This is a genomic window from Agrobacterium sp. ST15.16.055 (assembly GCF_027956555.1).
GTDB classification, from domain to species: domain Bacteria; phylum Pseudomonadota; class Alphaproteobacteria; order Rhizobiales; family Rhizobiaceae; genus Agrobacterium; species Agrobacterium salinitolerans.
In genome coordinates, this window is the sequence record NZ_JAQKGN010000005.1 from 1 (window position 1) to 21,160 (window position 21,160).

The 21,160-nt window shown below is 58.5% G+C and carries 20 protein-coding genes, 3 tRNA genes and 1 pseudogene; 21 read left to right on the plus strand and 3 right to left on the minus strand.

The window, feature by feature from the left end:
• The 3 genes and pseudogenes from PL599_RS09745 to PL599_RS09755 form a co-directional block, all read right to left on the minus strand.
• Positions 1-176, minus strand: a pseudogene (locus PL599_RS09745) (IS5/IS1182 family transposase); the annotation flags it as partial.
• A 677-nt stretch (positions 177-853) separates the two neighbouring features.
• Positions 854-929, minus strand: a tRNA-Val gene (locus tag PL599_RS09750).
• 15 nt (positions 930-944) lie between these two features.
• Positions 945-1,223 carry a hypothetical protein gene (locus PL599_RS09755; RefSeq protein ID WP_271359048.1) on the minus strand — a complete coding sequence of 93 codons (279 nt, stop codon included), beginning with the start codon at positions 1,221-1,223 and terminating at the stop codon, positions 945-947.
• Between the two features lie 153 nt (positions 1,224-1,376).
• On the opposite strand from PL599_RS09755, the gene PL599_RS09760 reads away from it, so the two are divergent.
• The 21 genes from PL599_RS09760 to PL599_RS09860 all read left to right on the plus strand — a co-directional run bounded on the left by PL599_RS09760 (position 1,377) and on the right by PL599_RS09860 (position 20,833).
• Positions 1,377-1,453, plus strand: a tRNA-Asp gene (locus tag PL599_RS09760).
• 41 nt (positions 1,454-1,494) lie between these two features.
• A tRNA-Asp gene (locus tag PL599_RS09765) sits at positions 1,495-1,571 on the plus strand.
• 434 nt (positions 1,572-2,005) lie between these two features.
• The gene (locus tag PL599_RS09770; RefSeq protein WP_003496469.1) at positions 2,006-2,371 is read left to right on the plus strand and encodes an NADH-quinone oxidoreductase subunit A; all 366 of its coding nucleotides are present in this window, start codon (positions 2,006-2,008) and stop codon (positions 2,369-2,371) included.
• Positions 2,362-2,946 (plus strand): NuoB/complex I 20 kDa subunit family protein, encoded by a 585-nt coding sequence (locus tag PL599_RS09775; protein WP_271359049.1) that lies wholly within the window; start codon positions 2,362-2,364, stop codon positions 2,944-2,946. The genes PL599_RS09770 and PL599_RS09775 overlap by 10 nt, the downstream gene beginning before the upstream one ends.
• Before the next feature lie 21 nt (positions 2,947-2,967).
• Complete coding sequence (locus tag PL599_RS09780) at positions 2,968-3,570, plus strand: NADH-quinone oxidoreductase subunit C (protein WP_003496465.1); 603 nt, start codon at positions 2,968-2,970, stop codon at positions 3,568-3,570.
• Positions 3,567-3,995, plus strand: a complete 429-nt coding sequence (locus PL599_RS09785; protein WP_142912112.1) for a GFA family protein — start codon at positions 3,567-3,569, stop codon at positions 3,993-3,995. The genes PL599_RS09780 and PL599_RS09785 overlap by 4 nt, the downstream gene beginning before the upstream one ends.
• Position 3,996: 1 nt before the next feature.
• Positions 3,997-5,187 carry an NADH-quinone oxidoreductase subunit D gene (locus PL599_RS09790; RefSeq protein WP_006312711.1) on the plus strand — a complete coding sequence of 397 codons (1,191 nt, stop codon included), beginning with the start codon at positions 3,997-3,999 and terminating at the stop codon, positions 5,185-5,187.
• A complete protein-coding gene (locus PL599_RS09795; protein ID WP_142912113.1) occupies positions 5,187-5,447 on the plus strand; it encodes a hypothetical protein in 261 nt (86 codons plus the stop codon). Before PL599_RS09790 ends, PL599_RS09795 begins: the two co-directional genes overlap by 1 nt.
• Positions 5,448-5,463: 16 nt before the next feature.
• Complete coding sequence (locus tag PL599_RS09800; RefSeq protein ID WP_269824024.1) at positions 5,464-6,561, plus strand: NADH-quinone oxidoreductase subunit E; 1,098 nt, start codon at positions 5,464-5,466, stop codon at positions 6,559-6,561.
• A 10-nt stretch (positions 6,562-6,571) separates the two neighbouring features.
• Positions 6,572-7,876 (plus strand): NADH-quinone oxidoreductase subunit NuoF, encoded by a 1,305-nt coding sequence (nuoF, locus tag PL599_RS09805; protein WP_077982450.1) that lies wholly within the window; start codon positions 6,572-6,574, stop codon positions 7,874-7,876.
• A gap of 148 nt (positions 7,877-8,024) precedes the next feature.
• The gene (gene nuoG, locus PL599_RS09810; protein WP_142912115.1) at positions 8,025-10,106 is read left to right on the plus strand and encodes an NADH-quinone oxidoreductase subunit NuoG; all 2,082 of its coding nucleotides are present in this window, start codon (positions 8,025-8,027) and stop codon (positions 10,104-10,106) included.
• 13 nt (positions 10,107-10,119) lie between these two features.
• Entirely contained in the window at positions 10,120-11,166 is a 1,047-nt protein-coding gene (gene nuoH, locus PL599_RS09815) for an NADH-quinone oxidoreductase subunit NuoH (protein ID WP_077982448.1), read from the plus strand.
• A gap of 36 nt (positions 11,167-11,202) precedes the next feature.
• Positions 11,203-11,694 (plus strand): NADH-quinone oxidoreductase subunit NuoI, encoded by a 492-nt coding sequence (gene nuoI, locus PL599_RS09820; protein WP_077982447.1) that lies wholly within the window; start codon positions 11,203-11,205, stop codon positions 11,692-11,694.
• A gap of 136 nt (positions 11,695-11,830) precedes the next feature.
• Complete coding sequence (locus PL599_RS09825) at positions 11,831-12,445, plus strand: NADH-quinone oxidoreductase subunit J (protein ID WP_003521517.1); 615 nt, start codon at positions 11,831-11,833, stop codon at positions 12,443-12,445.
• A gap of 27 nt (positions 12,446-12,472) precedes the next feature.
• Entirely contained in the window at positions 12,473-12,781 is a 309-nt protein-coding gene (gene nuoK, locus PL599_RS09830) for an NADH-quinone oxidoreductase subunit NuoK (protein WP_003521516.1), read from the plus strand.
• Between the two features lie 7 nt (positions 12,782-12,788).
• Entirely contained in the window at positions 12,789-14,786 is a 1,998-nt protein-coding gene (nuoL, locus tag PL599_RS09835; RefSeq protein WP_142912116.1) for an NADH-quinone oxidoreductase subunit L, read from the plus strand.
• Positions 14,786-16,297 (plus strand): NADH-quinone oxidoreductase subunit M, encoded by a 1,512-nt coding sequence (locus tag PL599_RS09840; RefSeq protein WP_063951192.1) that lies wholly within the window; start codon positions 14,786-14,788, stop codon positions 16,295-16,297. Before nuoL ends, PL599_RS09840 begins: the two co-directional genes overlap by 1 nt.
• 18 nt (positions 16,298-16,315) lie before the next feature.
• On the plus strand, positions 16,316-17,758 hold the full coding sequence (gene nuoN, locus PL599_RS09845; protein WP_271359050.1) for an NADH-quinone oxidoreductase subunit NuoN: 1,443 nt from the start codon (positions 16,316-16,318) through the stop codon (positions 17,756-17,758).
• A gap of 26 nt (positions 17,759-17,784) precedes the next feature.
• A complete protein-coding gene (locus PL599_RS09850) occupies positions 17,785-18,525 on the plus strand; it encodes a biotin--[acetyl-CoA-carboxylase] ligase (RefSeq protein ID WP_165691158.1) in 741 nt (246 codons plus the stop codon).
• Positions 18,526-18,728: 203 nt separating this feature from the next.
• Positions 18,729-20,396, plus strand: a complete 1,668-nt coding sequence (locus PL599_RS09855; RefSeq protein WP_142912119.1) for a ribonuclease J — start codon at positions 18,729-18,731, stop codon at positions 20,394-20,396.
• A gap of 131 nt (positions 20,397-20,527) precedes the next feature.
• A complete protein-coding gene (locus PL599_RS09860) occupies positions 20,528-20,833 on the plus strand; it encodes a DUF1467 family protein (protein WP_162520361.1) in 306 nt (101 codons plus the stop codon).
• The last annotated feature ends 327 nt before the right edge of the window (positions 20,834-21,160 follow it).

Below are 21,160 nucleotides of genomic sequence, written 5' to 3' on the forward strand. Positions count from 1 at the left end.
GTGGGATCGAGCGGCGGACGGCCGTTGTCGGCACAGTAAAGACCGGCAACACGATCATGGATAAATGAGAAGTCGATCACCGCGTCGATCTTGCGAAGCAGGTGATCTTTCGGGACCAGGCTATCGATCGTCACCATCTCGAGAGCGGTCTGTTCAGGAGCAGGTTTCTTCAACATGTCCCAATGAATCATAAACCCCCAGCTCACGCCAGGGGTTTGTCAGCAGTCTGAAGCCGGGCGATGCCCGGCTTTTTATTTGGCGAAGAGAACCACCAGGGCTATCGCCACTCCTGAACGATCTGTCATGAGGCAAGCCGTAACATCGGTATCGCTCTCTCAGTATCGAATCTTGGTAAATTTCGTCCAGATGTCGTCCCTAAAAATGTCGCGGACCGATCCTGACGGATCACCGCCCCATGGACTTTGGACTTTTGGGAGTGTCTTGTTTTTCCGAATCCTGCTGGACCCAGCGGAAAAAAATATAAACAGGCAGCGCAATAAGCGCGAGTGTTACAAACGCGTCAATCGACATGGCTTCATCCATCAGTTCAACCGTTCATCATGAAACGGTGCGCAAACAATGCCTGAAATCTCTTTAGAAAGTCTGAATCTTCCTTATTTTCCGGTATGTTGCGGGGTGATACAGGAGGGGCGGGCAGCTGTCGGAATATGGAACAGCAGTTCCGATTTGGCATGGCGCAACTGAAGAGAAGCGATTCTACCTGTCGGCAATCATGACGATGCTTCATGGATCGCATTGAGGGCAGGGGGCAATAATTCCCCGCGCCAGAATCGCTCGCAAAAACCGAGATGCGCGTTGATTCACGAACTGTTATTTAAATCTTCTGGAAAAATGGTGGGCGATGAGAGACTCGAACTCCCGACATCCTCGGTGTAAACGAGGCGCTCTACCAACTGAGCTAATCGCCCTTCGCGTCTTGCGGATCATGTCCGCCGCGTCGGTGGCCGTGATGTATTCGGATCGGAAAAAAACCGCAAGGGCTTTTGTGAAGTTTTTTTGTTTTTTTTCGGGGAGGTTTTTCCCTCCGCCAAAGAGGAGGGGTAAAAAGCCTGGAACTGCGGGCTTTTTGCCAAAACCAGAAGCCGACGACGCCATTCTGGCCTTGGGGAAATGCCGTTGGAGAAGCCGCCGCCTGTGGACAAGTTTTTTGTTTTCATTGGGAAAAGCCCGCAAAACAGGGCGTTTGCAGCAATCGCGTTCACAGCCCGTCCGGTTTTTCATGATCAAAATGAAGAAGCTTATTCTTTTGTCGTGAAACCTGCTTGACACCCCCGCACGAACGCCGTAGTTAGCCGCTCAACGAACAGCCGAGGCTGGTTCGTACGGCGGAACCAAGGTTCTGTCGGTCAGGATAAGCGGGTGTAGCTCAGTTGGTTAGAGTGCCGGCCTGTCACGCCGGAGGTCGCGGGTTCGAGCCCCGTCACTCGCGCCATCCTGTTCCTCGGAAAATACGCAGGCGAATGTCTGTGGAGCGCGGGTGTAGCTCAGTCGGTTAGAGTGCCGGCCTGTCACGCCGGAGGTCGCGGGTTCGAGCCCCGTCACTCGCGCCATTTCTTCTTCATGAAATGTCTCTTAAAAGAAAATAAAGCGCTCGTCGCGCGTCTCTGTTTTTGACCGTTCCGGCGTCTGATTCCGGGCTCTCCAGTCGTGATTTTTCCTGCCTTTTTTTATCAAGTTTCGATTTCCCGATATCGTCACTTCGCCGCCTTCCGGACGTAAAATTCGTGTGACTTTTTTGCGGTTGCGTCGTTCAATCGATTATTATTGTATTTGAGTGGCTTAGGCCGGAATTGTGGCCCAAATTTGCGTCAATTCCGGCAATATTGTTGCCAATCAATGCGGCAGGTGTCTTGAAATGGTGCCTAAACTCTTGCAGAGAGGGCGCGGCTGCGCTAACCACTTTGGCGTTGCAACATATTTGTCCGTTCTTTGAGACTTGGGTCGCAAAGGCAGGCCCGGCGCCCGGCCGGGCAAGGAAGAGACCATGACTGAACTCCTCAGTTCCTACATTCCGATCGCAATCTTCATCGGTATCGCTCTTGTCATCGGCCTGGCGCTTCTTATCGCGCCTTTCGCTGTCGCCTATAAGGCGCCGGACCCGGAAAAGCTTTCGGCTTTCGAGTGCGGTTTTAACGCCTTCGACGACGCCCGCATGAAGTTCGATATCCGTTTTTATCTGGTTTCGATTCTTTTCATCATCTTTGACCTGGAAGTCGCCTTCCTGTTTCCTTGGGCGGTGTCTTTCGGCGAGATGGGTTGGTTCGGTTTCTGGTCGATGATGGTGTTCCTTCTCGTCCTCACCATCGGCTTTATCTATGAGTGGAAGAAGGGAGCGCTGGAATGGGCATGAGCCGGAACAACAGCACGCTCGTTGCGCCGCAGCCGAAGGGGATCATCGATCCCTCGACCGGCAAGCCGGTTGACAGCAACGATGCCTACTTCACGGAAATCAATGACGAGCTGGCCGACAAGGGCTTCCTCGTGACATCGACCGACGAGCTGATCACCTGGGCGCGCACAGGCTCGCTGATGTGGATGCAGTTCGGTCTTGCCTGCTGCGCCGTCGAAGGCCTGATGCAGGCTTCCGGCCCGCGTTACGACATGGAGCGCTTCGGCGTTGCTCCGCGCGCTTCACCGCGCCAGTCGGACGTGATGATCGTTGCCGGCACGCTGACCAACAAGATGGCGCCCGCTCTGCGCAAGGTCTATGACCAGATGCCTGAGCCGCGTTACGTCATCTCCATGGGTTCCTGCGCCAATGGTGGTGGTTATTACCACTATTCCTACGCCGTGGTGCGCGGTTGCGACCGCGTCGTGCCGGTGGATATCTACGTTCCGGGCTGTCCCCCCACCGCGGAGGCGCTGCTTTACGGCGTGCTTCTGCTGCAGAAGAAAATCCGGCGTACCGGTACGATCGAGCGCTAAGGGCAAAGGACGGATTAAGTAATGAGCGAAGCTCTCAACGATCTTGCTGCTTACGTTAAGGAAGCGCGCGGTTCCCTCGTGGTGTCTGCCGATATCGCCTATGGCGAACTGACGCTGAACACGACGCCTGAAAGCGTGATCGCGCTTTTGACCTTCCTGCGTGACGACGTGCAGTGCGGTTTCGTCAACATCATCGATATCTGCGGCGTTGACTGGCCGCAGCGCGAAAAGCGTTTCGATGTCGTCTACCATCTGCTGTCGCCGCGCCAGAATCTGCGCGTGCGCGTCAAGCTGCAGGTGGCGGAAGACGAGGGCGTGCCGTCTTCGACGTCCGTCTACATGGGCGCGGAGTGGTTCGAGCGCGAAGCCTGGGACATGTATGGCATTCCTTTCGAGGGCCATAAGGACCTGCGCCGCATCCTCACGGACTATGGTTTCGAAGGCCATCCGCTGCGCAAGGATTTTCCGGTTACCGGCTTTGTGGAAGTGCGTTACGATGACGTTCTGAAACGGGTTCTTTATGAACCGGTCGAACTGAAGCAGGAATTCCGCAATTTCGATTTCCTTTCCCCTTGGGAAGGAACGGAATATGTTCTCCCGGGTGACGAAAAGGCCAAGCAATGAGCGAAGCCCCCGCGACAGAGCATGGACAATGTCTTTGCGGCGCCGTCGGCTTCACAGCCACGCTCGGTGCCCGCGAATTCGGCGTCTGCCATTGCTCCATGTGCCGCCGCTGGTCCGGCGGTGCGTTTATGGCTGTCGAATGCATTGATATCGCCTTTGAAAACGAGCATAGCCTCGGCGTTTATTCTTCGTCGGAGTGGGGTGAGCGTTGTTTCTGCAAGAATTGTGGCAGCACGCTGTTGTGGCGTTCCAAGGATGGCAAACATTTTGCCGTTTCGCTGCAGGCGTTCGACAAGCCGTCCAGCTTCACATTCGCGCAGCAGATTTTCACGGATGAGAAGCCCTCGAGCTATTCGTTCGCGCAGACCACGCAGAACATGACCGGCCCCGAATTCATCGCCATGATCACCTCGGCGGAGCACTAGAATGACTGAGCATAACGTCCGCAATTTCACGATCAACTTCGGTCCGGAACATCCCTCCGCGCACGGCGTGCTGCGTCTGGTTCTGGAACTGGACGGCGAAATCGTTGAGCGCGTCGATCCGCATATCGGTCTGCTGCATCGCGGCACTGAAAAGCTGATCGAGACCAAGACCTATCTGCAGGCCGTTCCTTATTTCGACCGCCTCGACTACGTCGCGCCGATGAACCAGGAACATGCTTTCGCGCTCGCCGTCGAAAAGCTGCTGGGCCTCGAAATTCCAATGCGCGGCCAGTTGATCCGCGTTCTCTATTCGGAAATCGGCCGCATCCTGTCGCACATCATGAACGTCACCACGCAGGCCATGGACGTCGGCGCGATGACGCCGCCGGTCTGGGGCTTTGAAGAACGCGAAAAGCTGATGGTGTTCTACGAGCGCGCCTGTGGCGCCCGCATGCACTCGGCTTACGTTCGTCCGGGCGGCGTCCATCAGGACCTGCCGCCGGAACTGGTTGATGATATCGGCAAGTGGTGCGATCCGTTCCTGACCGTTCTCGACAATATCGAAGGTCTTCTGACGGACAACCGCATCTACAAGCAGCGTAACGTCGATATCGGCGTCGTGTCGCTGGAAGATGCGTTTGCCTGGGGCTTCACGGGTGTGATGGTGCGTGGATCCGGCGCTGCCTGGGATTTGCGCCGTTCGCAACCTTATGAGTGCTATTCCGATCTCGAATTCGACATTCCGGTCGGCAAGAACGGCGACTGCTACGACCGTTACCTGATCCGCATGCAGGAAATGCGAGAATCGGTAAAGATCATGAAGCAATGCGTCGATCGTCTGTCCGGCAAGCATCGCATCGGCCCGGTCTCCTCGCTGGATGGCAAGGTGGTTCCGCCCAAGCGCGGCGAGATGAAGCGTTCGATGGAAGCTCTGATCCATCACTTCAAGCTCTATACCGAAGGTTATCACGTTCCCGCCGGCGAAGTTTACGCCGCCGTCGAAGCGCCGAAGGGAGAATTCGGCGTTTACGTTGTTGCCGATGGCTCGAACAAGCCCTACCGCTGCAAGATCCGCGCGCCGGGTTACGCCCATTTGCAGGCGATGGATTTCCTGTGCAAGGGCCATCAGCTTGCCGACGTTACAGCCGTACTCGGCTCTCTCGACATCGTGTTCGGGGAGGTCGACCGCTGATGCGTCTGCCGCTGGCCATTCCGGCTTTTCTCGCTGCGATGTCTACTCCCGTTCTCGCCCAGACGGCGACGGACGAGGGCGGAGTATCGCTGTCGAGCGGCGGCTCTTCGACCATCAAGCAGCTTCTGTCTTCGGGATACGAGATCAAGGCCTCGGTTCCCAATGGCAGCAAGTTCATCGTGTTCATGCAAAAAGACAAGGCGGCTTATGCCTGCGAATTCGTCACGGTGGCGAGATCGCGGTGTGAGACGTTAAACTGAAAAGGCGTGAGGAAGTATGTCCGTTCGTCGACTAGCCGAAGATCAGTTCCAGCCCGTGGCTTTTGCCTTCAATGCGGAAAACACCGCATGGGCTGAAAAGACGATCAAGAAATATCCCGAGGGACGCCAGCAATCGGCGGTTATCCCGCTGCTCATGCGTGCGCAGGAGCAGGACGGCTGGGTTACCCGCGCCGCCATCGAGAAAATCGCCGACATGCTGGATATGGCCTATATCCGTGTTCTCGAAGTGGCGACCTTCTACACCCAGTTCCAGCTGAAGCCGGTTGGCACGCGCGCCCACGTTCAGGTGTGTGGCACCACGCCCTGCATGCTGCGCGGCTCGGAAGCGCTGATGGATGTCTGCCGCAAGAAGATCCACCACGATCCGTTGCACACCAACGAGAGCGGAACGCTCTCCTGGGAAGAAGTGGAATGTCAGGGCGCCTGCGTCAACGCGCCAATGGTCATCATTTTCAAGGATGCCTATGAGGACCTGACGCCCGAGCGTCTGGAAGAGATCATCGACACGTTCGAGGCAGGCAAGGGCGACACGGTCAAGACCGGCCCTCAGATCGACCGCCACCAGTCGGTCCCGGTCGGTGGCCTGACGACGCTGACGGAGGAGATCAAGCCGGACCGTTCCAATCTCGACAAGCCGGCCGAAGCGCCTGCGGACGCCGCGTCGGTTCCGCCGTCCAATGCCGCCAAGCCGAAGACGGACGCCCCGGAAACCGATCCGAAGCTGAAGACGCCTGCGACCGCACCGAAGGCTGCCGAAGCGAATGCAAAGACCGTCGAAAAGGAAGCTTCGGGATCTGCGAAGCCGTCGCTCGATTCCAAGGATCGTCCGGCCGCTATCGAAAAGCCCGCAACGCCCGACGACCTGAAGCTCATTTCCGGCGTCGGTCCGAAGATCGAAGGCACGCTGCACGAGCTCGGCATCTTCACCTATGCGCAGATCGCCGGCTGGAAAAAGGCCGAATGCGACTGGGTCGACGGTTATCTGAATTTCAAGGGCCGCATCGAACGCGATGAGTGGATCAAGCAGGCCGAGGCGCTCGCCAAGGGTGGCGAAGCCGAGTATATCAGGGTCTTCGGCAAGAAGCCGCGGTAAGAGGTGAAGCATGTTAAAAGATCAGGATCGCATCTTTACCAATCTCTACGGCCTCAAGGACAAGTCCCTGAAGGGTGTGCTTGCGCGCGGCCACTGGGACGGAACCAAGCAGATCATCGAAAAGGGCCGTGACTGGATCATCAACGAGATGAAGGCTTCCGGCCTTCGCGGTCGCGGCGGCGCTGGCTTCCCGACGGGTCTCAAGTGGTCCTTCATGCCGAAGGAGAATGACGGCCGTCCGCATTATCTCGTCGTTAACGCCGACGAATCCGAACCCGGCACCTGCAAGGACCGCGAAATTCTGCGCAACGATCCGCATACGCTGATCGAAGGCTGCGTGATCGCCGGTTTCGCCATGGGCGCGCATACCGCCTATATCTACGTGCGCGGCGAATATATGCGCGAGCGTGAAGCGCTTCAGGCGGCTATCGACGAGTGCTACGATGCCGGCCTGCTTGGCAAGAACAACAAGAACGGCTGGGATTTCGACATCTACGTCCATCACGGCGCCGGTGCCTATATCTGCGGCGAAGAGACGGCTCTGCTCGAAAGCCTTGAAGGCAAGAAGGGGCAGCCGCGCCTTAAGCCGCCGTTCCCGGCCAATATGGGTCTTTACGGCTGCCCGACGACCGTCAACAACGTTGAATCGATCGCCGTTGCGCCGACCATCCTGCGACGTGGCGCTGCATGGTTCTCGTCCATCGGCCGTCCGAACAATGTCGGCACCAAGCTCTTCATGGTGTCAGGCCATGTCGAGCGTCCGTGCACCTTCGAAGATGCGCTGGGTCTGTCCTTCCGTGAGCTGATCGAACACCATTGCGGTGGCATTCGCGGCGGTTGGGACAATCTGCTCGGCGTCATCCCGGGCGGCGCATCCTGCCCCATCGTGCGCGGTGAGGACATGAAGGACGCCATCATGGACTTTGACGGCATGCGCGAAGTGAAGTCTTCCTTCGGCACCGGCGGCATGATCGTCATGGACAAGTCGACCGACGTCATCAAGGCGATTGCCCGCATCGCGGCTTTCTTCAAGCACGAAAGCTGCGGCCAGTGCACGCCGTGCCGCGAAGGCACCGGCTGGATGTGGCGCGTGCTGGAACGCATGGTCAAGGGCAACGCGCAGAAGCGCGAAATCGACATGCTGTTCGAAGTGACGAAGCAGATCGAAGGCCATACCATCTGTGCGCTCGGCGACGCCGCCGCATGGCCGGTACAGGCGCTGATCCGCAATTTCCGTCCGGAAATCGAAAAGCGCATCGACCAATATACCTACAGGGCCATGGATGATGGCGCTGTTCTGGAAGCCGCTGAATAAGCGTTGAGGCTTCGAGCGGAGCCGGAATTTCCGGCCTCGCGACACCATGAAGCGTCTGGCATACGACACGAGTGCCGGGTGTGATTAAGGATTTGTTGCGGACCGTGTGAGACATGGGACGAACAGGCAACAGGACGTAAGTAGAACCATGGCAAAGCTCAAGGTTGACGGTAAAGAGATCGAGGTTCCGGATCATTTCACGCTGTTGCAGGCGTGCGAGGAGGCTGGCGCCGAAGTTCCGCGCTTTTGTTTTCATGAGCGCTTGTCGGTCGCGGGTAACTGCCGCATGTGTCTCATCGAGGTGAAGGGCGGACCGCCCAAGCCGGCCGCTTCCTGCGCCATGGGCGTGCGCGACGTTCGCGGCGGCCCGAACGGCGAATTGCCTGAAGTTTTCACCAACACGCCGATGGTCAAGAAGGCCCGCGAAGGTGTGATGGAATTCCTGCTGATCAATCACCCCCTGGATTGCCCGATCTGCGACCAGGGCGGCGAGTGCGACCTGCAGGACCAGGCCATGGCCTTCGGTATCGCCGGATCGCGCTACGCGGAAAACAAGCGCGCGGTTGAAGACAAATATATCGGCCCGCTCGTCAAGACGGTGATGAACCGCTGCATCCACTGCACGCGCTGCGTCCGTTTCACGACCGAAGTGGCCGGCATTGCCGAACTCGGCCTCATCGGCCGCGGCGAGGATGCCGAAATCACCACCTATCTCGAGCAGGCGATGACCTCGGAGCTGCAGGGCAACGTCGTTGACCTCTGCCCGGTCGGCGCGCTCACCTCCAAGCCTTTCGCTTTCACTGCCCGTCCGTGGGAACTTAACAAGACCGAAACCGTCGACGTGATGGATGCTCTCGGTTCGGCCATCCGCGTCGATACCCGTGGCCGCGAAGTCATGCGTGTCATGCCGCGTGTCAACGAGGCGATCAACGAAGAGTGGATTTCCGACAAGAGCCGCTTCATCTGGGATGGCCTGAAGACGCAGCGCCTCGACCGGCCTTACGTCCGCAAGGATGGCCGTTTGCAGCCCGCAACCTGGGGCGAAGCTTTTGGCGCGATCAAGAACGCAGTGGCTGCGACATCCGGTTCCAAGATCGGCGCGATCGCCGGCGATCTGTCTTCCGTTGAAGAAATGTTCGCGCTGAAGTCGCTTCTCGCGTCGCTCGGTTCGGCCAATGTCGATTGCCGCCAGGATGGCGCAGCGCTTGACCCTTCGCTCGGCCGCGCCAGCTACCTGTTCAATTCAACCATCGAAGGTATCGAACAGGCCGACGCTCTGCTGATCGTTGGTTCCAACCCGCGTTTCGAAGCGGCCGTGCTCAACGCCCGCATCCGCAAGCGCTGGCGTCGTGGCGGTTTCCCGATCGGTGTGATCGGTGAGGCCGGTGAACTGCGCTACAATTACGAATATCTCGGCTCGGGTGCTGAAACGCTCTCCGATCTGGCCAATGGTTCGCACAGCTTCGTTGACAAGCTGAAGTCCGCCAAGAACCCGCTGATCATCGTCGGTCAGGGCGCATTGTCCCGTACGGATGGCGCTGCCGTACTGGCCGCCGCTGCCAAGCTCGCTACGTCGGTCGGCGCTGTCACCGAAGAGTGGAATGGTTTCTCGGTGCTTCACACTGCCGCTGCTCGCGTTGGCGGTCTCGATATCGGTTTTGTGCCGGGCGAGGGCGGTGTTGCTGCTGCCGAAATGGTAACGTCCATGGACGTTCTCTTCCTGCTCGGCGCCGATGAAATCGACCTGTCGAACAAGGGTGCGAAGTTCACCGTCTATATCGGCAGCCATGGCGATCAGGGCGCGATGAACGCCGACGTCATCCTTCCGGGTGCGGCCTATACCGAAAAATCCGGTATCTGGGTCAACACCGAAGGCCGCGTTCAGGTGGGCAACCGCGCCGGTTTCGCACCGGGCGAAGCCCGCGAAGACTGGGCGATCCTGCGTGCGCTGTCCGACGTTCTCGGCAAGAAGCTGCCGTTCGATTCACTGTCTGCCCTGCGCGGCCAGCTTTATGTCGCGTATCCGCATCTGGCGGAAACCGACGAGATCGTTGCCGGCAAGGCTACCGATATCGAGGCGCTGGCTGGTAAAAGCGGCTCGCTCACCAAGTCGGCGTTTGCCTCGCCGGTAAAAGACTTTTATTTGACGAACCCGATTGCGCGCGCATCCGCCGTCATGGCCGAGTGCTCCGCATTGGCCCGCAACAATTTCCAGGCTGCGGCAGAGTAAGGGTAGGGGATTTATGGAACAGTTTTTCTGGAGCTACGTCTGGCCCGCGCTGATCATGGTCGGCCAGTCCCTGCTGCTTCTCGTTTGCCTTCTGGTATCCATCGCGTTCCTGCTGCTAGCCGACCGTAAGGTCTGGGCGGCCGTGCAGCTGCGCCGTGGTCCGAACGTCGTTGGTCCCTTCGGTCTCTTCCAGTCTTTCGCCGACCTGTTGAAGTTCATCCTGAAGGAACCGGTCATTCCGGCCGGCGCCAATAAGGCCGTTTTCCTTCTGGCGCCGCTGGTTGCGGTGACGCTGGCGCTTTCCACCTACGCGGTCATTCCCTTCGCCGATGGCTGGGTTGTCGCCAATATCAATGTCGGCATTCTCTACATCTTCGCGATTTCGTCGCTTGAAGTGTACGGCATCATCATGGGCGGCTGGGCTTCGAACTCGAAATATCCTTTCCTCGGCGCGCTGCGTTCCGCTGCGCAGATGGTGTCCTATGAAGTCTCGATCGGCCTCGTCATCGTCACCGTTCTGCTCTGCGTCGGCTCGCTGAACCTGACGGACATCGTGCTTGCCCAGAAGACTGGCCTCGGCACCATGCTCGGCCTGCCGCCATCGTTCCTCGACTGGCACTGGCTGTCGCTGTTCCCGATGTTCATCGTGTTCTTCATTTCGGGCCTTGCCGAAACCAACCGTCCGCCCTTCGACCTTCCGGAAGCGGAGTCGGAGCTGGTTGCCGGTCACATGGTCGAATACGGCTCCACGCCCTACATGATGTTCATGCTCGGCGAATATGCTGCGATCGTCCTGATCTGCTGCCTGACGACGATCCTGTTCATGGGCGGCTGGCTGCCGATCGTGGATGTATGGTTCCTGAACTGGGTTCCGGGCATCGTCTGGTTCGCGCTGAAGGGCTGCATGGTCTTCTTCATGATCGCTCTCACCAAGGCATTCGTTCCGCGTTACCGTTATGACCAGCTCATGCGTCTTGGCTGGAAGGTGTTCCTGCCGCTGTCGCTCGCCATGGTCGTTATTGTTGCATTCGTATTGAAGCTGACGGGGTGGGCCGGTTGATGTCTGAACTCCTCGCTCAAAGATCTGGAGACTGAGATGGCAAGCCTCTCCCAAGCCGTCAACTCGCTGTTCCTCAAGGAATTCGTCGGCGCGATCCTGCTGACGATGCGCCACTTCTTCAAACAGAAGGCGACGATCAATTATCCTTTCGAAAAGGGTCCGGTCTCGCCGCGCTTCCGTGGTGAACACGCGTTGCGCCGTTATCCGAACGGTGAAGAACGCTGCATCGCCTGCAAGCTGTGTGAAGCGATCTGTCCTGCCCAGGCGATCACCATCGAAGCCGGTCCGCGCCGCAATGACGGCACCCGCCGCACGGTGCGTTACGATATCGACATGGTGAAGTGCATTTATTGCGGTTTCTGCCAGGAAGCCTGCCCGGTCGATGCCATCGTCGAAGGCCCGAACTTCGAATTCGCGACGGAAACCCGCGAGGAGCTTTATTTCGACAAGCAGAAGCTTCTCGACAATGGCGACCGCTGGGAGCGTGAAATCGCGCGCAACCTCGCACTGGATGCGCCTTACCGTTAAGGTGCAACCGTCTTTCCGGGGGCGACCCCGGAGAGCGATGAAAAGTAAAATGCCTGCGCGGTTTTCGCCGGCGGGGACGAAACGGGTGAGGGGCCTTCGAGCCATCTTTGCCCGATGAGGACAAGAAGGCACCAACATGGGTCTGCACGCTGTATTCTTTTATATATTCGCTTTCGTCGCCGTGGCGTCTGCGTTCATGGTCATCGCATCGAAGAACCCTGTTCATTCGGTGCTGTTTCTGATTTTGACCTTCTTCAACGCGGCCGCGCTGTTCCTGCTGACGGGCGCCGAATTCCTCGGCATGATCCTGCTGGTGGTTTATGTCGGCGCGGTGGCGGTGCTGTTCCTCTTCGTCGTGATGATGCTGGACGTGGATTTTGCCGAGCTGCGCTCCGGGGTGCTGCAATATGCACCTGTCGGCGCGCTGATCGGCGTCATCCTGGCTGCGGAGCTGATCGTTGTGGTCGGCGGCAGCATGCTGAACCCGATTGCGGCAAAGTCCATCACTATGCCCATCCCGCCTGTGACCGAACGCACCAATACGGCCGCACTCGGCGATGTGCTCTATACCAATTATGTCTACTTCTTCCAGCTCGCCGGTCTCGTGCTGCTGGTGGCCATGATCGGCGCCATCGTGCTGACCCTGCGTCATCGCACCGACATCAAGCGGCAGGATATCTCCACGCAGGTTGGCCGCGACCCGAAGACCGCCGTTACCACGGTCAAGGTCAAGCCGGGTCAGGGCATCTGAAGGCGAACGGATCCAAGGAAACAGAATATGGAAATCGGTCTTTCCCACTACCTGACGGTCAGCGCCATCCTCTTCACGATCGGCGTCTTCGGCATCTTCCTCAACCGGAAGAACGTCATCGTCATCCTGATGTCGATCGAGCTTATCCTGCTGGCGGTCAACATCAACATGGTGGCGTTCTCGGCGTTCCTGAACGATATCGTCGGCCAGGTCTTCGCTTTGTTCATTCTGACCGTCGCGGCAGCCGAAGCGGCCATCGGTCTTGCAATACTCGTTGTCTTCTACCGCAACCGCGGATCGATCGCCGTCGAAGACGTCAATATGATGAAGGGCTGATAAGGCTATGATCTACAAGGCTATCGTCTTTCTTCCCCTGATCGGCTTCCTGATCGCCGGCCTGTTCGGCCGCTCCATCGGCGCCAAGGCTTCGGAATATGTCACCACCGGTCTGATGATCGTGGTCGCCATTCTGTCGTGGATCGTCTTCTTCTCCGTAGCGCTCGCCCATGGCGAGCCGGGCGAGGTGATCAAGGTCACCGTTTTGCGCTGGATCCAGTCCGGCGGCATTGATGTCGAATGGGCATTCCGCATCGATACGCTGACGGCCGTCATGTTCGTCGTGGTCAACACCGTCTCGACGCTCGTGCACCTCTATTCGATCGGATACATGCATCACGATCCGCATCGTCCGCGCTTCTTCGCCTATCTGTCGCTCTTCACCTTCGCCATGCTGATGCTGGTGACTTCCGACAACCTGCTGCAGATGTTCTTCGGCTGGGAAGGCGTGGGTCTGGCGTCCTATCTGCTGATCGGTTTCTGGTTCAAGAAGCCGTCCGCATCGGCCGCCGCCATGAAGGCCTTCATCGTCAACCGTGTCGGCGACTTCGGTTTCATTCTCGGCATTGGCGGCGTGTTCGTGCTATTCGGCTCGATCAATTTCGAAACGATCTTCGCTGCCGCCGCGACCTATCTGCCGGCTGAGGGTGCTGCTTCCACTGATACGGTCATCAACCTGTTCGGTATGCATCTGGACAAGGCCAATGCGATGACCGGCGTCTGCCTGCTGCTCTTCATGGGCGCGATGGGTAAGTCGGCGCAGTTCCTGCTGCACACCTGGCTTCCGGACGCGATGGAAGGCCCGACCCCGGTGTCTGCCCTCATTCACGCCGCAACCATGGTCACCGCCGGTGTCTTCCTCGTCGCTCGCATGTCGCCGCTGTTCGAGCTGTCGCATGATGCCTTGACCGTCGTGACGCTGATTGGCGCGATCACCGCCTTCTTTGCGGCAACCGTCGGCCTCGTGCAGAACGACATCAAGCGCGTGATTGCCTACTCGACCTGCTCGCAGCTCGGTTACATGTTCGTGGCGCTCGGCGTCGGTGCTTATGGCGCTGCCGTGTTCCACCTCTTCACGCACGCCTTCTTCAAGGCGCTCTTGTTCCTGTGCGCCGGCTCGGTCATCCATGCCGTCGATGGCGAGCAGGACATGCGTTACATGGGCGGCCTGCGCAAGCATATCCCCATCACCTTCTGGACCATGACCGTCGGCACGCTGGCGCTGACCGGCGTTGGTATTCCGGGCACGATGATCGGTTTTGCCGGCTTCTTCTCGAAGGACGTCATCATCGAATCCGCTTATGCGTCGCACTCGATTCTGTCGGGCTTCGCCTTCACGCTGCTGGTCATCGCCGCGCTGTTCACCAGCTTCTATTCCTGGCGTCTGGCGTTCATGACCTTCTTCGGCAAGCCGCGCGCTTCCGCTGACGTCATGCACCACGTGCATGAATCGCCGATGGTCATGCTGATCCCGCTCTTCATCCTCACCGTCGGCGCGATCTTTGCCGGTGTTGCCTTCGAAGGTTATTTCTTCGGCCACGAATATGCCGAGTTCTGGAAGGGCGCTCTGTTCACACTTCCGGAAAACGAGATCCTCGAAGAGTTCCACCACGTTCCGCTGTGGGTGAAGTGGAGTCCGTTCGTCGCAATGACGCTTGGTTTCGTGACCGCCTGGTACATGTACATCAAGTCGCCCGAGACGCCGAAGCGTCTGGCAGCGACCCATCGTGGCCTCTACCAGTTCCTTCTGAACAAGTGGTATTTCGACGAACTCTATGACTTCCTCTTCGTTCGTTCCGCAAAGGCGCTCGGCCGCTTCCTGTGGAAGAAGGGCGACGTCGCCGTCATCGACCACTACGGACCGAACGGCATTGCAGCGCGTGTGGTTGACGTGACCAACCGCATGGTCCGCCTGCAATCCGGTTACCTCTATCACTATGCCTTTGCGATGCTGATCGGCATCGCGGCGCTTGTCACCTGGATGATGCTCGGGAGTGCCCTCTGATGACCGATTGGCCCATTCTTTCAACGGTCACCTTTCTGCCGCTCGTCGGCGTGGTGCTCCTGCTTCTGACGAATGAGAACGGCCCCTATGGTCGCCGCAACATTCTCAACGTCTCGCTGCTGACGACAGTCTTCACCTTCATCGTGTCGCTGTTCATCTGGATCGGGTTCGACAATTCGAACCCCGGTTTCCAGATGGTCGAAAAGCATCAATGGTTCGGCAACATCGCCGCCTATCATCTGGGCGTCGACGGCATCTCCATGCTCTTCGTCATCCTCACCACCTTCCTCATGCCGTTCTGCGTGCTGGCAAGCTGGGATTCGATCGAGAAGCGCATCAAGGAATACATGATCGCCTTCCTGCTTCTGGAAGTCGTCATGATCGGCGTCTTCGTGGCACTGGATACCGTTCTCTTCTACGTCTTCTTCGAAGCGACGCTGATCCCGATGTTCATCATCATCGGCGTGTGGGGCGGCAAGGATCGCGTTTACGCCTCCTACAAGTTCTTCCTCTACACGCTGCTCGGCTCGGTTCTGACCATGCTCGCCATCATGGCCATGTATTGGCAGGCCGGCACGACCGACATGACGGAACTGCTGAAATACGGCTTCCCGGCGGGAATGCAGACCTGGCTGTGGCTTGCCTGTTTCGCCGCCTTCTCGGTCAAGATGCCGATGTGGCCGGTGCACACCTGGCTGCCGGATGCCCACGTTCAGGCTCCGACCGCAGGTTCGGTCATTCTGGCCGGCGTCATGCTGAAGCTCGGCGGTTACGGTTTCATCCGCTTCTCGTTGTCGATGTTCCCCTTGGCGTCGGATTATTTCGCTCCCTTCGTCTTCACGCTGTCGGTTCTCGCCATCATCTACACCTCGCTGGTTGCGATGATGCAGGACGACATCAAGAAGTTGATCGCCTATTCCTCCGTTGCCCACATGGGTTATGTGACCATGGGCATCTTTGCCGCCAACGTTCAGGGCGTGCAGGGCGCGATCTTCCAGATGCTGTCGCACGGTATCGTGTCGGGCGCACTCTTCCTCTGCGTCGGCGTTGTTTATGACCGTCTCCATACCCGCGAGATCGCGGCCTATGGCGGCCTCGTCAACAACATGCCGAAATATGCCGTGGCCTTCATGATCTTCACCATGGCCAATGTCGGTCTGCCCGGCACGTCCGGCTTCATCGGTGAATTCCTGACGTTGATCGGTGTTTTCCGCGCCAACACGCTGGTCGCACTCTTTGCCGCCACCGGCGTCATCCTCTCGGCTGCCTACGCGCTGTGGCTTTACCGCCGCGTGATTTTCGGTGCGCTGGAGAAGGAAAGCCTGAAGAGCCTGCTCGATCTGTCGACCCGCGAAAAGGTCATCCTTTATCCGCTGGTCGTGCTGACGATCTTCTTCGGTGTCTATCCGGCACCGGTGTTCGATGCGACAGCCGCATCGGTCGATCTTCTGGTAAACAACTATTCGGCTGCACTGCAGGCGGCGCAAAATGTTGCGCTCTCTATGAATTGACGACAGGACCCGTTGGACATGACCGCTGAAATCCTTTTTGCCAGTCTGCACATCGCGACGCCCGAGCTGATCCTTGCGGTCGGCGCGCTGGCGCTGCTCATGATTGGCGTCTTCTCGGGCGACAAGTCGACAACGACGGTCACCGGCCTTGCCGTTGCCCTCCTGCTCGTCGTCGGTCTCTGGATCATCTTTGCCCCCGCTTCGGGCGTGGCCTTCGGCGGTGTCTACATCGCCGATGCCTTCGGTAATTTCATGAAGGTGCTGGCGCTGATCGGCTCCATCACCGCCTTGATCCTGGCCGTCGGCCAGGGCCGTTTCGAACCCATCGGCCGTTTCGAATATCCGGTGCTGCTGGTGCTCGCGACGCTCGGCATCCTGCTGATGATCTCGGCCAATAACCTGATCTCGCTCTACATGGCGCTGGAACTGCAGTCGCTGGCGCTTTACGTCGTCTGCGCCATCAACCGTGAGAGCCTGCGCTCCACGGAAGCAGGCCTGAAGTATTTCGTGCTCGGCGCGCTGTCTTCCGGCATGCTGCTTTACGGCATGTCGCTGGTCTATGGTTTCACCGGCAATACCGGATTCACCGAAATCGCGCAGGTTCTGGCATCGGAAACCCGTTCGCTCGGCCTCGTCTTCGGTCTGGTCTTCGTTCTCGCCGGTCTGGCGTTTAAGATTTCCGCTGTGCCGTTCCATATGTGGACGCCGGATGTTTATGAAGGCGCACCGACCCCGGTTACGGCCTTCCTGTCGGCTGCACCGAAGATCGGCGCCATGGCGATCCTCGTTCGCATTGTCATCGAGGCGTTCCAGCCGGTCTTCGCCGACTGGCAGCAGATCGTCGTGTTCATCTCCATCGCCTCCATGTTGCTCGGCTCTTTTGCCGCGATCGGTCAGAAGAACATCAAGCGCCTGATGGCTTATTCTTCGATCGGTCACATGGGTTATGCGCTGGTCGGTCTTGCTGCGGGCACTGAAGCCGGTGTTGCTGGCGTCATTCTCTACATGACCATCTACATGGTCATGACGCTCGGCACCTTCGCCTGCATTCTCTCCATGCGCCGCAAGGAGATCGGCAATGTCGAAACCGTCGAGGATTTGGCCGGTCTGTCGTCCTCCAACCCCTTCATGGCGGTTGTTCTGACCATCCTGATGTTCTCGCTTGCCGGTATTCCGCCGCTCGCCGGCTTCTTCGGCAAGTACTACGTCTTCCTGGCCGCCATCGAAGCGAAGCTCTATCCGCTCGCCATCATCGGTGTGATCGGCTCGGTCGTCGGCGCTTATTATTATATCCGCGTCGTCAAGGTCATGTGGTTCGATGAGGCCAAGGACAAATTTGAGCGTCCGTCGGGTGAATTGAAGGTGGTTTACGCGCTTTCGGCTCTCTTCACCGTCGCCTTCATCGTCTTCGGCGGTGCGCTTGGCAACGCCGTCACTGCTGCGGCGAAGACCTTCTTTTGAGCAATACACGAAGGAATACGGGCCGGATGTCCATCGATGATATCAGGCACGAGGCGATGGCGGAAACGCCATCGACCAATCTGGAATGTTTCGCTCGGGCGCGGGCGGGTGATGGCGGCAACCTGTGGGTTACCGCCATCCGCCAGACCGGCGGCCGCGGCCGCCGTGGCAGGCCCTGGGTTTCGGAACCCGGAAATCTTTACGCTTCGCTTCTTCTGATCGATCCCGCACCGATGGAACGCATCGGCTCCCTGCCGCTCGCTTTTGCGCTGGCTGTCTATCGCGCCATTCGCGCGGTGCTGCCGCCGGGCGGTGAAGCGCTTGAAATCAAATGGCCGAACGATGTGCTGATCGGCCGGCGCAAGACCTGCGGCATTCTGATGGAAGCGGAGCTTTTGCCTGACGGCCGGCGCGCCATCGTCATCGGCATTGGTATCAATATCGCCCATAAGCCGGATAACCCGCTTTATCCCGTTACGATGCTGTCAGAACATGGTGCGTCTTGCTCGCCCGATGAACTGTTTGCACATCTCTTCCGTGAGACGGCCGAGGTTCTGCGCGAATGGGATGAGGGCAGGGGCGTATCTGGCATCATTGCCAGCTGGCGGGCAGCGGCCTGCGGTATTGGTGAACATATCACCGTCAATTTCCCTGACCGTTCGATTGGCGGGCGTTTTGTCGGCATTGATGATAATGGTTATCTGCTGCTGGATGAGGACGAGGGCGCAAGACGCTCGATCGCCGCCGGCGATGTGTTTTTCGGATGAGGTGAACGGTGATGGCTGAAGGGCCGCGCCGAACCCTGTCCCAGAGGTTGGAGCTTTCCTGCGGCTCATGAAATGCAGGGTGACAAACCGGTTCCGCATCGGCCCGGTCGATCAGATGGTTCAACAGGTCCGATGCTTGAGAGAGCGGCGGGCACGGCCAATTGCCGTTGCCTGCGCGCTTTCGTGAATGGATAAGAAAAACAATGGCTAAACAGGACGAACTGGTCTTTGTGCCGCTCGGCGGCGTGGGTGAAATCGGGATGAATCTGGCGCTTTACGGCTACGGGCCGGCAAGCAAGCGCGAATGGATCATGGTGGATTGCGGCGTGACCTTTGCCGGTCTCGATCTTCCTGGTGTCGATCTCGTGCTGCCCGATATCAGTTACATCGCCGAGCAGAAAAAGAACCTCAAGGGCATCATCATCACCCACGCACATGAGGATCATTATGGCGCGCTGAACGATCTGTGGCCCGGCCTCAATGTGCCGGTCTATGCCTCGCCATTCACGGCCGGCATGCTGGAGGCGAAGCGCGCCTATGAGGGCACGCGCGCTGAAATTCCGGTGACGATCTTCAAAGCTGGTGACCGGATCAACGTTGGCCCCTTTGAAATCGAAGCCGTTGGCGTCAACCACTCTATACCGGAGCCTATGTCGCTGGTCATCCGCACACCGCTCGGCAATGTCATCCACACCGGCGACTGGAAGATCGACGAAGCGCCGTCGCTTGGGCCGTTGACGGATGAAGCCCGCTTCCGCGCCATCGGTGAAGAGGGCGTGCTGGCACTGATGTGCGACAGCACCAATTCATTGCGCGATGGCGTGTCGCCCTCCGAACACGAGGTGTCCGAAGGCCTGCGTCAGATCATCGAAAGTGCTGAAGGCCGCGTTGCCGTTACCACCTTCTCCTCGAATGTCGGGCGCATCCGCTCGATTGCGCAGGCTGCGGAAGCTGCCGGCCGCGAGGTGCTGCTGCTCGGCTCGTCACTGAAGCGCGTCGTCAACGTCTCGCAGGATCTCGGCATCATGGAAGGCATCAAGCCGTTCCTCGCTGAAGATGAATTCGGCTATATTCCGCGTGATCGTGTGGTGCTGATCCTGACCGGTTCGCAGGGCGAACCGCGTGCAGCGCTCGCCAAGCTTTCCCGCGACGAGATGCGCAATGTGGCGCTCGCGTCGGGAGATACTGTCGTCTTTTCCTCACGCGCCATTCCCGGCAACGAAAAGGCGATCATCGAGATCAAGAACGGCCTGATCGAACAGGGCGTGCACATTGTCACGGACAATGAGGCTTTGGTGCATGTGTCCGGCCATCCGCGCCGCAACGAGCTTCTGCGGATGTATGAATGGACGAAGCCGCAGATCGTCGTGCCCGTCCATGGCGAGGCGGCGCATCTGGTGGCGCAGAAGGAACTGGCCGAACAAGCCGGTATTTCGCAGGTGCCGAAGGTGCGCAACGGCAACGTTCTGCGCCTTGCGCCGGGTCCTGCGGAAGTCATCGATGACGTCCCGCACGGCCGCGTCTTCAAGGACGGCAATCTCGTCGGTGACATGGATGAAATGGGCATCAGCAACCGCCGCAAGCTGTCCTTTGCCGGCCATGTCGCCGTCAACGTCGTGCTGGATAGCCGTTACGACTTCCTCGGCGATCCCGACGTCGTGCCTTTCGGCCTGCCGGAATTCGACGACGAGGATGAGGCGATGGAAGACACGCTTTATGATGCTGTACTCGGCGCCGTCGAGAGCATTCCGCGTGCCCGTCGCAAGGACCTCGCACTGCTGCGCGAATCGGTGCGCCGCGCCGTGCGCGCCGCCGCCAACCAGAGCTGGGGTAAGAAGCCGATCGTGACGGTTTTTGTGACCAAGGTTTGAGCGGGTAGCTTCCCGGCAATCGGCCTGGGTGTCTGCCTCTTCTCCGTCGATTTCAGGGCCGCGCCGCAAAGCGCGGCTCTTCTTTTTTCTTTCGGCTTTCTTGCGGAGAAGTGATTCCGATCTGCGGATGAATGCGTTACAAGAACCCCATTGTGCAGGAGGATCACATGCCGCTTCTTTCGGTCTTCGCCGTTTATTTCATCGTCTGGTGGACGGTGCTCTTCATCGTGCTGCCGATTGGCCTACGTACTCAGGATGAGGAGGGCGATGTGGCGCTGGGCACGGTCGCCAGTGCGCCATCAAGGTTCAGAGGTGGGCGGATCGTTTTGTGGACCACCCTGATCTCGGCCCTGATCTGTGGGCTCTGGTACGGCGGGACCTGGTGGTTCGGCGTCAGCCTTGATGATCTTCCGAGAATTATTCCTGTTTTCGATTGAAAAGTTGCACAGATAATCGCCATTCCGCGCGCATCCGTACGCTCAGACTGACGGCGATTTGCCGCGGATATGACCGATGTTCTGTCATATGGATGTCATATCCGTCGTGCACACAGCAGGAACATTCCGGTGCCTGATTCAACGCCATAATTTTACCGGAATATCGCTATGAGCGTGTTTCTTTGTGCATAAGCAAAAAAAAACAAGGCCTTTCAGCCTTGTTTTCCAGGTTTCGCGTGATCTGTAACCGTTGCCGGGGCTGCGAACGAGCGCGCCTAAGATCTGATCCTCCCAAGACTGACCGCGAAAATGACAAGAATTTAAACT

Excerpts from the sequence above, each read along its gene's own strand:
- nuoH (WP_077982448.1), top strand. The coding sequence starts at position 10,120 with ATGGAACAGTTTTTCTGGAGCTACGTCTGGCCCGCGCTGATCATGGTC.
- PL599_RS09850 (WP_165691158.1), top strand. The coding sequence starts at position 17,785 with ATGTCCATCGATGATATCAGGCACGAGGCGATGGCGGAAACGCCATCG.
- PL599_RS09780 (WP_003496465.1), top strand. The coding sequence starts at position 2,968 with ATGAGCGAAGCTCTCAACGATCTTGCTGCTTACGTTAAGGAAGCGCGC.
- PL599_RS09775 (WP_271359049.1), top strand. The coding sequence starts at position 2,362 with ATGGGCATGAGCCGGAACAACAGCACGCTCGTTGCGCCGCAGCCGAAG.
- PL599_RS09795 (WP_142912113.1), top strand. The coding sequence starts at position 5,187 with ATGCGTCTGCCGCTGGCCATTCCGGCTTTTCTCGCTGCGATGTCTACT.
- nuoN (WP_271359050.1), top strand. The coding sequence starts at position 16,316 with ATGACCGCTGAAATCCTTTTTGCCAGTCTGCACATCGCGACGCCCGAG.
- nuoF (WP_077982450.1), top strand. The coding sequence starts at position 6,572 with ATGTTAAAAGATCAGGATCGCATCTTTACCAATCTCTACGGCCTCAAG.
- PL599_RS09790 (WP_006312711.1), top strand. The coding sequence starts at position 3,997 with ATGACTGAGCATAACGTCCGCAATTTCACGATCAACTTCGGTCCGGAA.
- nuoK (WP_003521516.1), top strand. The coding sequence starts at position 12,473 with ATGGAAATCGGTCTTTCCCACTACCTGACGGTCAGCGCCATCCTCTTC.
- PL599_RS09785 (WP_142912112.1), top strand. The coding sequence starts at position 3,567 with ATGAGCGAAGCCCCCGCGACAGAGCATGGACAATGTCTTTGCGGCGCC.
- nuoI (WP_077982447.1), top strand. The coding sequence starts at position 11,203 with ATGGCAAGCCTCTCCCAAGCCGTCAACTCGCTGTTCCTCAAGGAATTC.
- PL599_RS09840 (WP_063951192.1), top strand. The coding sequence starts at position 14,786 with ATGACCGATTGGCCCATTCTTTCAACGGTCACCTTTCTGCCGCTCGTC.
- nuoG (WP_142912115.1), top strand. The coding sequence starts at position 8,025 with ATGGCAAAGCTCAAGGTTGACGGTAAAGAGATCGAGGTTCCGGATCAT.
- PL599_RS09860 (WP_162520361.1), top strand. The coding sequence starts at position 20,528 with ATGCGTTACAAGAACCCCATTGTGCAGGAGGATCACATGCCGCTTCTT.
- PL599_RS09800 (WP_269824024.1), top strand. The coding sequence starts at position 5,464 with ATGTCCGTTCGTCGACTAGCCGAAGATCAGTTCCAGCCCGTGGCTTTT.
- PL599_RS09855 (WP_142912119.1), top strand. The coding sequence starts at position 18,729 with ATGGCTAAACAGGACGAACTGGTCTTTGTGCCGCTCGGCGGCGTGGGT.
- PL599_RS09825 (WP_003521517.1), top strand. The coding sequence starts at position 11,831 with ATGGGTCTGCACGCTGTATTCTTTTATATATTCGCTTTCGTCGCCGTG.
- PL599_RS09770 (WP_003496469.1), top strand. The coding sequence starts at position 2,006 with ATGACTGAACTCCTCAGTTCCTACATTCCGATCGCAATCTTCATCGGT.
- nuoL (WP_142912116.1), top strand. The coding sequence starts at position 12,789 with ATGATCTACAAGGCTATCGTCTTTCTTCCCCTGATCGGCTTCCTGATC.